We start from the raw sequence: 13,977 nt of genomic DNA on the forward strand, positions 1-13,977 counted from the left end.
ACGAGATTGCCGTCAGGGTCGTGATTTTCAGATTGATCGCGACCGTGGCGGCAATCGCGGTTGAGCAGGGGCCGGTTGAGCGGGCAAATGTGCATGCGGGCGAGCGTGCGATCGCGCTGAGGATGTCGGACATCGCGATCACGCAGGACAAGCATGGGCCGCCGGACGCTCGTCGCTACACTCACGACCCGACCTGGCAGATGCGGGGGCTGTCCGAGTTGCACCTCGAGTTCACCCCGATTTCGTGAGTGCGGACGACATCGGCGAGTGGGATCCCGGCCTCACCGAACGCTTGGTCGCCGCGGCAGAACCACTGGCACGGCGATGGTTTCGCTTCGAAGTTCGCGGGCTTGAATCGGCGCCGACCGATGGGCGGTGCCCTGATCGTCGGCAACCATTCGGGCGGGATGCTCACCCCCGACGTGCTGATCTTCGCCGCCGCCTTCTACCGCAGGTTCGGCTATCGGCGTCCGCTGTACACGCTCGGCCACGACGGGATGTTCGTCGGGCCGATGTCGGAATGGTTGGGCCGCCTCGGGGTCATTCGCGCCACCTCGGAAAATACGGCGCGAGCGCTGCGATCCGGCGGTGTGGTGCTGGTGTTTCCGGGTGGAATCTACGACGCCTACCGGCCGACGTTGGCGGAGAACGTCATTGACTTCAACGGCCGGACTGGATACGTCAGGTCAGCGATTGACGCGCAGGTGCCGATCGTGCCTGCGGTCTCCATCGGCGGGCAGGAAAGCCAACTGTTCCTCACCCGTGGTACGTGGCTGGCGAAGCGCCTGGGCCTGTCGCGGTGGCGGTCCGACATTCTGCCGATCACCGTCGGATTCCCGTTCGGGTTCTCCGCGTGTGGCGGGCGAACAAATTTCTGGTTCGTTCCGATCTCGTCGGTAGCCGTGGGCTGGGCTGTGGACGCCCATGGCACCCCGGGCTTCCCCCGCCCAACCCCTTGGTTGACAATCAACGCAAGACTCCCACTCTTTTCGAAGTCCCACATGTCAAGGAGACAAGACCATGGCTGAAGCCGTCATCGTCGAGGCAGTGCGTTCACCGATCGGCAAGCGCAACGGCGGATTATCCGGGGTACACGCCGCGGATCTGTCCGCACAGGTACTTAACGGCCTGGTCGACAAGGCGGGCGTCGACCCGGGCCTGGTCGACGACGTCATCTGGGGTTGCGTCATGCAGGCCGGTGAGCAGGCCCTCGACATCGGCCGCACGGCATTGCTGACCGCCGGCTGGCCCGAGACCGTTCCAGGCGTGACCGTGGACCGGCAGTGCGGCTCGAGCCAGCAGTCCATCCACTTCGCGGCCGCGGGCGTCATCGCCGGGCACTACGACGTCGTCGTCGCCGGTGGCGTCGAGTCGATGTCGCGGACCCCGATGGGCGCGTCGTTGGCCAACGGCGGGCGCCCGTATCCACAGGCTTTCCTCGACCGCTACGAAGGCCAGATCCCCAACCAGGGCATCGGCGCGGAGATGATCGCCGAGCAGTGGGGGTTCGACCGCACCGCGCTCGACCAGTTCTCCCTGGATTCTCATGAAAAGGCCGCCGCCGCACAAGATGCCGGCGCCTTCGATGACCAGATCGTGGGCATCAAGGACCAGGACGGCAACGTGATTCTCAAGGACGAAGGCATCCGCCGCGGAACGCCGATGGAGAAGATGGCCTCGCTGAAGCCGGCGTTCAAGGAGGACGGGGTGATTCACGCCGGGAACTCATCGCAGATTTCCGATGGCTCGGCGGCGATCCTGTTCATGTCCGCCGAGAAGGCCAAGGAACTGGGGCTCAAGCCGATCGCCAAGGTGCACACGGCGGCCCTGGCCGGTGCGGACCCGGTGATCATGCTCACGGCGCCCATCCCGGCGACCCAAAAGGTGCTCAAGCGCTCCGGGCTGTCCATCGACGACATCGGCGCCTACGAGGTCAACGAGGCGTTCGCGCCGGTTCCGCTGGCCTGGCTCAAGGACATCGGCGCCGACGAGAAGAAGCTCAACCCCAACGGCGGCGCCATCGCGCTGGGCCACCCGCTCGGCGGGTCCGGTGCCCGGATCATGACCACTCTGCTGTACCACATGCGAGACAAGGGAATTCAGTACGGTCTGCAGACCATGTGCGAGGGTGGCGGTCAGGCCAACGCCACCATCGTGGAACTGCTGTGACGGAGGCGCCGGGGGCTCTGGTCGAGCGCCGGGGCAACGTGATGGTGGTAACCATCAACCGGCCGGAAGCCCGCAACGCGGTGAACGCCGCCGTCAGCATCGGTCTCGGCGATGCCCTCGAAGAGGCGCAGCACGACCCCGAGGTGCGCGCGGTGGTGGTCACCGGCGCGGGCGACAAGTCGTTCTGCGCCGGGGCCGATCTCAAGGCGATCGCCCGGCGGGAGAATCTCTATCACCCCGATCATCCCGAGTGGGGCTTTGCGGGATACGTCCACCACTTCATCGACAAGCCCACGATCGCGGCGGTGAACGGGACGGCATTCGGCGGTGGCACCGAGCTAGCGCTGGCCAGTGACTTGGTGGTGGCCGACGAACGCGCGCAGTTCGGCCTCCCCGAGGTGAAGCGGGGATTGATCGCCGCCGCCGGTGGCGTCTTTCGCATCGCCGAGCAGCTGCCGCGCAAGGTCGCGATGCGGCTGCTGTTGACCGGCGAGCCGCTCAGCGCGGCCGCCGCCTGCGAATGGGGGCTGATCAACGAGGTCGTCGTGCAGGGCTCGGTGCTGGACGCCGCCCTGGCGCTGGCCGCGCGGATCACCGTCAACGCGCCATTGTCGGTGCAGGCCAGCAAGCGGGTCGCCTACGGTGTCGACGACGGCGTCGTGGTGGGTGACGAACCGGGTTGGGAGCGCACCATGCGCGAGATGAAGGCCCTGCTCCACTCCGAAGACGCCAAGGAGGGACCGCGCGCGTTCGCCGAGAAGCGGGAGCCGGTCTGGAAGGCACGCTGACTGGTGACGACCGCAAGCGCGGCGCAGCCGGGCGCCGCGGGTCGTCACCGGCAGGACTGGTGACGATCGCAAGCGCGGCGTAGCCGGGCGCCGCGGGTCGTCACCGGCAGGACTGGTGACGATCGCTAGCCCGCGAGGATGTTGACGCCGCGGTCGAACACCGTGGGTAGCAACGAGCACGTCGGCACGACGGCGCGCCGGACCGCTCGCGGCGAGCTGGCCAGCACCAGCGCGCGGGTGAGCAGCCGGTAATCGCGGGTGATCCGGTGCCACGCCCGCTCGTAGGACCCCGGCGTCTCGTTGACGATGGCGTCGACGGCCGCGGCGGATTGCTTGAGCGCCAGGCTGATGCCCTCGCCGGTGAGCGCGTCCTCGTAACCGGCTGCGTCCCCGACCAGCAGTACCCGCCCCGCGACCCGGCGGGAGACCACCTGTCGCAAAGGCCCGCTGCCCCGGGGGTGTCCCGAGTCGGCGCGGCGCAGCCGGCGGGCCAGTTTCGGGAACCACGCCAGGTCGGGCCGGTTAGGCGACAGGATCGCCACCCCGACCAGGTCGGGCTCGACCGGTGTCACGTACGCCTCACCCCAACGCGACCAATGAACCTCGACGAAGTCCGACCATGCCGGAACGCGGAAGTGCCAGCGCACCCCGTAGCGCCGCGGCGTCCCCGCCGTCACCGCGATTCCAGCGGCGCGCCGGACCTGTGAATGCAACCCGTCGGCCCCCACCAACCACTTCGCTCGCACGCCGGCGGCCGAAACCCCGTGGGCGTCCTGGGCCACGCTGGTCACCCGCGTGCGGATCCAGTCGGTGTCTTGCTCCTTCGCGCGCGCGGCCAGCGCCGCATGCAATGTGGTGCGACGCACGCCACGGCCCGGGCCGCCGCGGAAGCGCGCCTGGGCTTGCCGTCGTTCACTCACGTAGGCGATTCCGTGGAAAGGTATGCCGACGGGATCCACGCCCAGCGAGGTCAGTTCGGCCAGCCCGCCGGGCATCAACCCCTCGCCACACGCCTTGTCGATGGGGTTGTCCCGGGGCTCGGCCACGATCACCGAAAGTCCGAGGCGTCGAGCGTGTAACGCCGTGGCCAGCCCGCCGGGGCCGCCGCCCACGATCAATAGGTCCGCGTCGTAATCCGTCACGTGTAACCCAACGCGGAGTTCTCCACCTGCAGGCGCACCCTGAGCAGCGCGGCGTTGGCCAGCGTGAAAACCGCGGCGGTCAGCCACGCGGTATGGACCAACGGCAACGCCAACCCCTCGGCCACGACCGCAACGTAGTTCGGATGATGTAGCCAGCGGTAGGGGCCCTGACGCACCAATGGGGCCTGTGGCAGAACGATCACCCTGGTGTTCCACCGCCGTCCGAGCGTCGTGATGCACCACCACCGCAATGCCTGGCTGGCCACCACCACCGCCAGCATCGGCCAGCCCAGCCATGCGATGAACGGCCGGTGCAGCGCCCACGGCTCGACCAGGCAGCCCACCAGTAGACCGGTGTGAATGAGCACCATGACCGGATAGTGGGATCGGCCAAATTCCCTGGCGCCTTGGGTGAACGACCAGCGCGCATTGCGGGTAGAGACCACCAGCTCCGCGACGCGTTCGAGTCCGACCGCCAGCACCAGCAGGTAATACATGGCTACAGTCTTTACCAGCTCACTATCGGGCCGAAAGCGGCAGCTCGGCGCGGAGCGTCTGCCCCAACGCGATCATCGGGCCGATCGCTCCCGGCATCGGTGCATCGCCGATATCGGCCGACGCGGGGACGAGCTTCACTTTGGGTATAGCGATGGGATGGAAACTTCATCGCAACGCCAGCAACGCGCGTCAGTGTCAGCGCGGCGCCCGTCGAGCCGGCGAAATCGCCACCTCCGTCCATATCGGGGTGACGGCGCCGCCGCACCGCCGGTTCAGATGCCCGCCGCGCGGGCGGGTCGCTAGGGTCGGGGTATGCGGGCTCTGGTCACCGGTGCCACCGGTTATGTCGGATCACGCCTGGTCACCGCGCTGCTGGACGATCAGCACCAGGTGGTGGCGGCGACGCGAAACCCTGCGCGCCTCAAGCGTTTTGGCTGGTTCGACGACGTCACGCCGGTGAAGTTGGACGCGGCCGACCCCGAGACGTTGGCCTCCGCTTTCGCCAGTTGCGGGCCCGTCGACGTGGCGTATTACCTGGTGCACGCGATCGGCCAGCCGGGATTTCGCGACGCCGACAAAACCGCGGCCGCGAACTTCGCGGCGGCGGCTCGTGAGGCCGGGGTGCCACGCATCGTCTACCTGGGCGGCTTCGTGCCCGCTGACGAAGACCTGTCCGAGCACCTGACCAGCCGAGCCGAGGTGGCCGAGGCGCTCACCCTCCCGGACGGCCCGGAGCTGGTCTGGCTGGGCGCGGCGATCATCATCGGCGCCGGCTCGACGTCGTTCGAGATGATGCGCTATGTCGGTGACCGTTTCCCGCTGATCCCGATCCCGAGTTGGATGGACAACCCGATCGACCCGATCTCCATCCGCGATGTCCTGCACTATCTCGTGGCCGCGGCCGATCGAGACTTGGTGCCCGCCGGGGCGTACGACATAGCCGGGCCGGAGACCACGTCCTACCGGCACCTGCTCAAGGCGTATGCACGCGTCTCCGGCCGCTGGCATACCGGGCTGCCCGTGGGCAGGATCGACACCACGCTGGCGTCGCTGATCACGGGTGTCGCCCTGCCGGTGCCGCCGGGACTGGCGGGCGATCTGGTGGAATCGCTGGACCACCCGATGGTGGCTTCCGCCAGCGGGCTACGCGACCACGTTCCGGACCCGCCGGGCGGCCTGCTGGGCATCGACGAGTCCATTGCCTTGGCCCTGACCGGACAGTCCACGCACCGGCCGCGTCCGGTCAACGCGCTGGCCGATCCACACCACCTGGCCAACACCGATCCCGCCTGGGCCGGCGGCGATGCGCTGCGCATCCGCCGACTCGCGCGGCGGGTCACCCCACCGGTCGTGCGGCCTACCCTGGGGCTGGTGAACATGGTCCCCGGTCCGGTGGCCGGAGCGGTGCGCACCGGCCTCGACATCATGATCGCCCTGACCCCGAAGGTCCGTCCTGCATGACCCAGTCGACGAGTCCGTATCGCACCGGCGTGTTCACCGAGTTCCGCCGTGCGGTCACCAATGTTGCTGTGCCCCATCATGAGTCGCCCCGGGTGGTGCGGCGGCGTCGGGTCGTCGTCGCCATCACCGTGGTCATCGGCGCCGGGGTGCTCGGCTTTTCGTTGCGGCGTCATCCAGGGGATGCAAGCTTCTACTGGTTGACCCTCGCACTCGCTGCGGTGTGGACCGCAGGGGCGCTGATTTCCGGCCCGCTGCACCTTGGTGGTATCTGTTGGCGGGGACGTAACCAGCGGCCGGTCATCACCGGGACGACGATCGGCCTCCTGCTCGGCGGGGCCTTCGTGATAGGCGGGCTGATCGCGCGGCAGATCACGCCTGTGGCGGAGTTGATAACCCGGGTGCTGCTCTACGCCCACCACGGCTGGTATCCGGTGATCGTGGCGATCACGCTCGTCAACGCCATCGCCGAGGAAGTGTTTTTTCGCGGCGCGCTCTACACCGCCTTGGGCCGCTATCACCCGATCGTGATCTCGACTGTCCTCTATACGTGCGCGACGCTGGCCAGCGGCAACCCGATGCTCGGCTTCGCCGCGATCATCCTGGGCACGGTGTGCGCGTTCGAGCGCCGGGCCACCGGCGGCGTGTTGGCGCCGGTGCTCACCCACTTGGTGTGGGGACTGATCATGGTTCTCGCGCTGCCCCCGATGTTCGGCGTCTGACCTCACCCTTGCGCGGACGCGATGACGTCGCGGGCCAGAGCGCGCATCGTGACGGAGCGGATTGGCCGAACGAAGAACCAGTACACCCGCCCCGGGATGCCCCTCGGTAGGAAGGTGGACCGCTGGATATAGCGCGTGTCGCCATCGTCTTGGCCCATGACCGCAATCTCGAGCCACTCGCATCCCGGCGCTCGCTTTGTGGAGCGCAGCCGCAACAGGGTTCCCGCCGTGCGCTCCTCGACCTTCCACCCGGTTGCGCGCGAACTCAGCACGTCCTCCGCCGCCTTCCAGACGCTCGCGGGAGCGGCAGTGGTCGCGGCGGTACGCACGGCGGTGTACACGATCTCGCCAGCCCAATCCGGGTCGGTCGGCAGCGCCTCGGCCGGTTCGGCCCGCAACGACGACCGCGTCGGTTCGGGCGCACCACGCGCCGCGCCCGCAAGCGCGAGTTCGACGGACCGCCGGTAGCCGGTCGGGCCGCCGGGCGGTGGCGCGACGATGCCGTCGATGTCGGAATTGCGCATCACCGCATCGCATTCCAGCGATTCGATCAGCGGCCGCGCCAGGCCGGGCGGGATCGGCGTCACGGTCCCGACCCAGAGGCTGGCGATCGTCGGGGTCAAAAAGGGCAGCACGATCAGGTAGCGCTTGCCCAGGCCCGCCACGTCGGCGTAGACGCGCATCATGTCGCCGTATTCCAATACGTCCGGCCCGCCGATGTCCCAGGTGCGCGACTCCGGGACCGGGGCCGTCGCCGCCGCGGCCAGGTAGTACAGCACGTCGCGCACCGCGATCGGCTGGATTTTGTTGTGCACCCATTTCGGCGTGGTCATCACCGGCAGTCGGTCGGTGAGGTGCCGGATCATTTCGAACGAGGCCGATCCGGAACCGATGACCACCCCGGCCTGCAGCACCACGGTCTCGATGCCGGAGTCGATCAGCGCGTCACCGACGGCCCGGCGCGATGCGAGATGGGGTGAGAGATCGCTGTTTTCGGGATGCAGCCCACTCAGATACACCACTCGGCGCACCCCGGCGCGCTGCGCGGCCGTCACGACGTTGCGGACGGCGCGGGTTTCCTCCGCGACGAAGTCCTTCGAGGTGCCCATGGAGTGGACGAGGTAGTAGACGACATCGATGCCGTCGAACGCGGCGATCAGTGAATCGACATCACCGAGGTCGCCGCGTGCCACGTCCGCCTGTTGCCGCCACGGCACCTGCGCGAGCTTGTCGGGGTTGCGCGCCAAGGCCCGAACGCGATGGCCCTCGTCCAGCAGTCGGGGCACCAGGCGCCCACCGATGTAGCCGGTCGCTCCGGTTACCAGGCACCGCACCTGTTCGGGCATCGATCCTCCGTCGTTCGTCAGCCATTCGTCTGACGAGGAGGATTACCTCATCAACGGCTGATTAAGCGTTGCGGCCGATCACGGCAACAACGTCAGCGGTCGGTGAAGTTCGCGGCGCGCCGTTGCTGGAAGGCCGTTGCGCCCTCGACGAAGTCGGCGGATTTCAGCAGCACCGACTGTCCGTCGAATTCACGCTGCAGGGCGGGGTCCAACTCGGTCAGCGTGGCGGCGTTGATCGCCAGCTTGGTCTTGGCGAATGCCACCGCCGGGCCGCTCAACAACCGGGCGATCACCTTGTCCACCTCGGCATCGAAGTCGCCGGCCGGATAGACCGCGGTGACCAGGCCCCACGATAAGGCTTCTGCGGCGGTCAGCCGCTCCGGAAGCAGCGCCATCTGCATGGCCCGGATCCGGCCGATCGCGGCCGCCACCAACGCCGACGCGCCGCCGTCGGGCATCAACCCGATCTTGGTGAAGGCGAGCATGAAAAACGCGCTCTCCGAAGCCAATACGACATCGCACGCCAGGGCGATGGAGACGCCGACGCCGGCCGCGGGTCCCTGGACCACGGCGACCACCGGGTGCGGCAGTGAGACGATCCCGCGTACCAGGCGGTTGATCTCGAGGATGATCTCGTCCGGCGGGACGCCGCCGCCGCCGGAGACGTCGTCGGCGCTGATGCCCGCACCGGAGCTGAAGCCGCGCCCGGCGCCGCCCAGCCGCACCACCTTGACCTCGGGGTCGGTGGCCGCATACTCCATCGCATCCGCGATTCCGGTGATCACCGGGATAGTCAGCGAATTCAGGCTGCCGGGCCGGTTGATGGTCACCGACAGCACGCCGTCCGACAGCGTGACATCCAGGCCTGCGACGGGTGTCAGGGTGGCGATCGCGGATGAAGTCATGGGCTCACCATAAGTGACCGGCGTGCATGGCCTTCCGGCACGGCTGCGAAGATGTCGAACGACCGGTGGCTTGGTTGCGAACGGTCAACGGCGTCAGAGCAGACGAAAGGTCGGTGGATCGTGGCTGGACCGTTGAAGGGACTGCGTGTTGTCGAGTTGGCCGGCATCGGCCCCGGGCCACACGCCGCGATGATCCTGGGGGATCTGGGTGCCGACGTCGTGCGCATCGATCGCCCATCCTTTTTGGCCGCGGGTGGCGGCGGAGGCACAGCCAAGGACGCCATGATGCGCAACCGGCGGGTGGTGACCGTCGATCTGAAGTCCGACGAAGGGCGCGGCCTCGTCCTCAAACTGATCGCCAAGGCCGACGTGTTCATCGAGGGTTACCGCCCGGGCGTCACCGAGCGGCTCGGCCTGGGCCCCGAAGACTGCGCCAAGGTCAACGACAGGTTGGTCTACGCCCGGATGACCGGCTGGGGCCAGACCGGCCCGCGCAGCCAGCAGGCGGGCCACGACATCAACTACATCTCGCTGAACGGCATCCTGCATGCAATCGGCCGGGCGAACGAGCGGCCGGTTCCGCCGTTGAATCTGGTCGGTGACTTCGGCGGCGGCTCGATGTTCCTGCTGCTCGGGATCCTATCCGCCCTGTGGGAGCGGCAGACCTCCGGCAAGGGGCAGGTCGTCGACGCCGCGATGGTGGACGGCTCGAGCGTCCTGATCCAGATGATGTGGCAGATGCGTGCCGCCGGGATGTGGACCGACGTGCGCGGCACCAATCTGCTCGACGGCGGTGCCCCCTACTACGACACTTACGAATGCGCCGACGGGCGCTACGTCGCGGTCGGCGCCATCGAACCGCAGTTCTACGCCGCCATGCTGGCGGGGCTCGGGCTGGACGGCGTCGACCTACCCGGGCAGAACGACGTCAGCCGCTGGCCCGAACTGCGCGCGATCCTGGTCGAAAAGTTCCGGAGTCACGACCGCGACCACTGGGCCAAGGTGTTCGCTGACTCCGACGCGTGCGTGACGCCGGTGCTGGCCTTCGGCGAGGTGCAAACCGAGCCGCACATCACCGAGCGGAACACGTTCTACGAAGTCGACGGCGGCCTGCAGCCGCTGCCGGCGCCGCGGTTCTCCCGCACCGCGCCGGAGACCCCGCGCCCCGCGTCGCAGGTGAGCGACGCCGCGGACATGCTGAACGACTGGGTATAGTTCCCAACCAACAAGTTGGTCGGCAGTACACGAAAGGACTCGGATGGAGATCAAAGACGCTGTTGCCGTCGTTACCGGGGGAGCGTCGGGCCTGGGCCTGGCCACCACCAAGCGACTGCTCGACCGCGGTGCCCAGGTGGTGGTGGTCGACCTACGTGGCGAGGAAGCGGTACGCGAGCTGGGCGACCGCGCCCGCTTCGTCGAAGCCGACGTCACCGACGAGGGCGCCGTCGGAAAAGCGCTGGACGCGGCGGAGTCGATGGGCACGCTGCGGATCAACGTGAACTGCGCCGGCATCGGCAACGCCATCAAGACCCTGTCCAAGGACGGCCCGTTCCCGCTGGACGGCTTCAAGAAGGTAATCGGGGTCAACCTGATCGGTACTTTCAACGTGCTGCGGCTGGCCGCCGAGCGCATCGCCAAGACCGAGCCGGTCGGTGAGGAGCGGGGTGTCATCATCAACACCGCCTCGGTAGCTGCGTTCGAGGGCCAGATCGGCCAGGCCGCCTACTCGGCCTCCAAGGGCGGCGTCGTGGGTATGACCCTGCCGATCGCGCGCGACCTGTCGCGCGAGCTCATCCGCGTGGTGACCATCGCGCCGGGCCTGTTCAAAACGCCGCTGCTGGGGTCGCTGCCCGAAGAGGCGCAGGCGTCCCTGGGCAAGCAAGTCCCGCACCCGGCCCGGCTTGGTGATCCCGACGAGTACGGCGCCTTGGCCGTCCACATCGTCGAGAATCCGATGCTCAACGGCGAGGTCATCCGCCTGGATGGCGCCATACGCATGGCGCCTCGCTGAGCCGCACCCCGTCCGACAAAACGAAAGCCCCCCGCGTCGGCGGGGGGCTTTCGTGATAACCACGATCAATTGGTTACTTGCGGAACCATCGACTGACGTTCGGTTCGGCCATCAACAGCCGTGCGAGCATGCTCATGGCTTGCCTCAGCTCGCGGCTTGCAGTTCGTCGAACTGCTCCGAGGTTTCGCCTTCCACCAGCACATCGCCGTGGTAGAGGGCATCGAAGTCAACCTTGATGACGTCGGCACTTGTGTCGTCGATCCACATGACACTGAGCGTATGGGCCACCATTAAGGAATCTTTGAGTCACGATTCGGAAAATATTGGCAATTTACCGGCGAGTAGGTTGTCCGTGGCTGCCGCACGGATTTGTGCCGTGAGCTGCTTACTTGGCGGCACATTTTCTGGCCGGACTCTTATTGTCCGAGCGGTTTGAAAACGGCGTTGAACGGTTCGAGTCGGCTCTGCGTGTTAAAGGGAGTGCACTGTTCGACGTGTGCAAATTAGCGTTTGTTACGTTGGCGCGGACTAGCGAGGGGCCGGCGCAACGGAGCATCGGCAGCGGAAGGGCCGGAAATGCTGCAGAAAACCGCCCGCGTCGCGATCAGGGCGCCCCGACGCATCATCGCGATCGGGGTGCTGGTTTTCATCGCCGCCGCTGTCTTCGGCGTTCCCGTCGCCAAGAGCCTGTCGCCCGGTGGTTTTCAAGACCCGCACTCCGAGTCCGGCCGCGCCGGCAGCGTGTTGAGCGACAAGTTCGGCCAAAGTGGCCAGCAGGTGCTGATCCTGGTTACCGCGCCGGGCGGCACCACCAGCGAACCGGCCCGGACGGTGGGCACCGACCTCGTAGACCGGCTGCAAAAATCCCCGCTCGTCTACAACGTCTCCTCACCGTGGACCGCGCCACCACAAGCTTCAGCGGACCTCGTGAGCCGCGACGGCAAGTCCGGACTCATCATCGTCAACCTCAAAGGCGGCGAGGACTACGCCCAAAGCAATGCGCAGACGTTGGCGGATCAGTTCATCCATGACCGTGACGGCGTCACCGTGCGGGCCGGCGGGGCGGCTATGCAGTACGCGCAGATCAACACGCAGAACCAGGCCGACCTCCTAGTGATGGAGTTGATCGCTCTGCCGCTGAGCTTCCTGGTGCTGATCTGGGTGTTCGGCGGGCTGCTTGCGGCGGCGTTGCCGATGACGCTGGGCGCGCTGGCCGTGGTCGGTTCGATGTCGGTATTGCGCCTGATCACTTTCACTACCCAGGTATCGATCTTCGCCCTGAACCTGAGCACCGCGCTGGGCCTGGCTCTGGCGATCGACTACACGCTGTTGATCGTCAGCCGCTATCGCGACGAATTGGCCGAGGGCCACGACCGCGACGAAGCGCTCATCCGGACCATGGCAACCTCCGGCCGCACCGTGTTGTTCTCCGCGGTGACCGTGGCGTTGTCGATGTCGGCGACGGTGGCGTTCCCGATGTACTTTCTCAAGTCGTTCGCCTACGCCGGCGTGGCCACCGTTGCCTTCGTCGCGGCCGCCTCGATAGTGATCACCCCGGCCGCGATCGTGCTGCTGGGCCCGCGGTTGGACGCCCTGGACGTGCGCCGCATGGTGCGGAAGACGTTGCGGCGCCCCGAACCGGTGCATGGACCGGTCGAGCAACTGTTCTGGTATCGGTCCACGAAGTTCGTGATGCGCCGCTGGGCGCCGATCGGCCTGACCGTCGTCGCCTTGCTGTTGCTGCTCGGGTATCCCTTCCTCCGTGTGGCGTGGGGCTTCCCCGACGATCGGGTGCTGCCCCGGTCGGCGTCGTCGCATCAGGTGGGCGACCGGCTGCGCAACGATTTCGCGCACGACTCGGCGACGTCGGTGCCCGTCGTCATCCCCGAAGCCACCGGCTTGAGCCCGTCGGACTTCGACACCTACGCCGCCGATCTGTCGCGGGTTGCCGACGTCTCGGCGGTGTCAGGCCCCGGCGGCACCTTCACGGCCGGCAACCGCGTCGGACCGCCGTCCGGGGCCACCGGGCTGGCCGACGGCAGCGCATTTCTGACCGTCAGCAGCACGGCGCCGCTGTTTTCTTCGGCGAACGAGACCCAGCTCGAACGGCTGCACCGGGTGCCCGGACCCGCTGGCCGATCCGTCGAGATGGGCGGGCTGGCCCAGGTCAATCGCGACAGCGTCGAGGCCGTGACGGACCGGCTTCCGCTGGTCCTCGGGTTGATGGCGGCGATCACCTTCGTGTTGCTGTTTTTGCTCACCGGCAGCGTGCTGCTGCCGGCCAAGGCGCTGGCCTGCAACGTCCTGTCGTTGACGGCTGCGTTCGGTGCGTTGGTGTGGATCTTCCAGGACGGCCATCTGGGTGCGCTCGGAACGACGCCGAGCGGAACGCTGGTGGCGAACATGCCGGTGCTGCTGTTCTGCATCGCCTTTGGGTTGTCCATGGACTATGAGGTGTTCCTGCTCTCCCGGATCCGTGAGTACTGGCTGGCTTCCGGCGCCGCGCGGCCGGCGAAGCCGACAGCGAAGCATGCCCACGCCGCCAACGACGAGAGCGTGGCGCTCGGCGTCGCCCGCACCGGCCGGGTGATCACCGCGGCCGCATTGGTGATGTCGATGTCGTTCGCGGCGCTGATCGCGGCCCACGTCTCGTTCATGAGGATGTTCGGCCTCGGGCTGACGCTTGCCGTCTTCGCCGACGCCACCCTGGTGCGGATGGTCGTCGTCCCGGCCTTCATGCATGTGATGGGCCGATGGAATTGGTGGGCGCCCAAGCCCCTGGCATGGCTGCACGACCGATTCGGCATCAGCGAGAATGCGGCCGAAGAGACCCCCGAAAAGCTAGAACCGGCCGGAAGACCCGAGCTCCCCGAGCCGGTGGCCAATATCGGCTAACGCCGCCGTGTATCCAGACCATCGTTTATTCAGACCGTCGTTT

Annotated in this window: 13 protein-coding genes and 1 pseudogene; 9 read left to right on the forward strand and 5 right to left on the reverse strand. The window is 67.4% G+C overall.

Translation table 11 applies throughout. From position 1 onward, the window contains the following. Positions 1 to 20 precede the first annotated feature (20 nt). The 4 genes and pseudogenes from A5686_RS14355 (at position 21) to A5686_RS14370 (ending at position 2,957) form a co-directional block, all read left to right on the forward strand. On the forward strand, positions 21 to 248 hold the full coding sequence (locus A5686_RS14355; protein ID WP_067935172.1) for a hypothetical protein: 228 nt from the start codon (positions 21 to 23) through the stop codon (positions 246 to 248). Beyond that, positions 245 to 851: pseudogene (locus A5686_RS14360) on the forward strand (lysophospholipid acyltransferase family protein); the annotation flags it as partial. The gene A5686_RS14355 and the pseudogene A5686_RS14360, both read left to right, overlap by 4 nt. A gap of 169 nt (positions 852 to 1,020) precedes the next feature. Then, entirely contained in the window at positions 1,021 to 2,169 is a 1,149-nt protein-coding gene (locus A5686_RS14365) for a thiolase family protein (protein WP_067935174.1), read from the forward strand. Continuing rightward, positions 2,166 to 2,957, forward strand: a complete 792-nt coding sequence (locus A5686_RS14370) for a crotonase/enoyl-CoA hydratase family protein (protein WP_067935176.1) — start codon at positions 2,166 to 2,168, stop codon at positions 2,955 to 2,957. Before A5686_RS14365 ends, A5686_RS14370 begins: the two co-directional genes overlap by 4 nt. A gap of 125 nt (positions 2,958 to 3,082) precedes the next feature. Here A5686_RS14370 and A5686_RS14375 read toward each other — a convergent pair whose 3' ends face one another. Beyond that, positions 3,083 to 4,099: an NAD(P)/FAD-dependent oxidoreductase gene (locus tag A5686_RS14375; protein ID WP_067935179.1), complete on the reverse strand. Its 1,017-nt coding sequence runs from the start codon at positions 4,097 to 4,099 to the stop codon at positions 3,083 to 3,085. After that, positions 4,096 to 4,596, reverse strand: coding sequence for an isoprenylcysteine carboxyl methyltransferase family protein (locus tag A5686_RS14380; RefSeq protein WP_067935182.1), 501 nt, complete (start codon positions 4,594 to 4,596; stop codon positions 4,096 to 4,098). The genes A5686_RS14375 and A5686_RS14380 overlap by 4 nt, the downstream gene beginning before the upstream one ends. A 313-nt stretch (positions 4,597 to 4,909) precedes the next feature. Here A5686_RS14380 and A5686_RS14385 point away from each other — a divergent pair, with 313 nt between their 5' ends. Both A5686_RS14385 and A5686_RS14390 read left to right on the forward strand, forming a co-directional pair. Further along, positions 4,910 to 6,058 carry an NAD(P)H-binding protein gene (locus A5686_RS14385; RefSeq protein WP_067935185.1) on the forward strand — a complete coding sequence of 383 codons (1,149 nt, stop codon included), beginning with the start codon at positions 4,910 to 4,912 and terminating at the stop codon, positions 6,056 to 6,058. After that, positions 6,055 to 6,777: a CPBP family intramembrane glutamic endopeptidase gene (locus A5686_RS14390; RefSeq protein WP_067935188.1), complete on the forward strand. Its 723-nt coding sequence runs from the start codon at positions 6,055 to 6,057 to the stop codon at positions 6,775 to 6,777. Before A5686_RS14385 ends, A5686_RS14390 begins: the two co-directional genes overlap by 4 nt. Before the next feature lie 2 nt (positions 6,778 to 6,779). Here A5686_RS14390 and A5686_RS14395 read toward each other — a convergent pair whose 3' ends face one another. Both A5686_RS14395 and A5686_RS14400 read right to left on the reverse strand, forming a co-directional pair. Beyond that, entirely contained in the window at positions 6,780 to 8,123 is a 1,344-nt protein-coding gene (locus tag A5686_RS14395; RefSeq protein ID WP_067935190.1) for a DUF2867 domain-containing protein, read from the reverse strand. Positions 8,124 to 8,215: 92 nt separating this feature from the next. Further along, positions 8,216 to 9,028: an enoyl-CoA hydratase gene (locus A5686_RS14400; protein ID WP_067935193.1), complete on the reverse strand. Its 813-nt coding sequence runs from the start codon at positions 9,026 to 9,028 to the stop codon at positions 8,216 to 8,218. A 120-nt stretch (positions 9,029 to 9,148) separates the two neighbouring features. Here A5686_RS14400 and A5686_RS14405 point away from each other — a divergent pair, with 120 nt between their 5' ends. Beyond that, positions 9,149 to 10,243, forward strand: coding sequence for a CaiB/BaiF CoA-transferase family protein (locus A5686_RS14405; RefSeq protein ID WP_067935407.1), 1,095 nt, complete (start codon positions 9,149 to 9,151; stop codon positions 10,241 to 10,243). Between the two features lie 43 nt (positions 10,244 to 10,286). Continuing rightward, complete coding sequence (locus A5686_RS14410; RefSeq protein ID WP_067935195.1) at positions 10,287 to 11,039, forward strand: 3-hydroxyacyl-CoA dehydrogenase; 753 nt, start codon at positions 10,287 to 10,289, stop codon at positions 11,037 to 11,039. A gap of 144 nt (positions 11,040 to 11,183) precedes the next feature. Here A5686_RS14410 and A5686_RS28210 read toward each other — a convergent pair whose 3' ends face one another. After that, a complete protein-coding gene (locus tag A5686_RS28210; protein ID WP_156655929.1) occupies positions 11,184 to 11,306 on the reverse strand; it encodes a hypothetical protein in 123 nt (40 codons plus the stop codon). A 309-nt stretch (positions 11,307 to 11,615) separates the two neighbouring features. Here A5686_RS28210 and A5686_RS14415 point away from each other — a divergent pair, with 309 nt between their 5' ends. Then, complete coding sequence (locus tag A5686_RS14415; RefSeq protein ID WP_067935198.1) at positions 11,616 to 13,934, forward strand: MMPL family transporter; 2,319 nt, start codon at positions 11,616 to 11,618, stop codon at positions 13,932 to 13,934. Positions 13,935 to 13,977 lie beyond the last annotated feature (43 nt).

The organism is Mycobacterium sp. E2479 (genome assembly GCF_001667925.1).
Lineage (GTDB): Bacteria > Actinomycetota > Actinomycetes > Mycobacteriales > Mycobacteriaceae > Mycobacterium.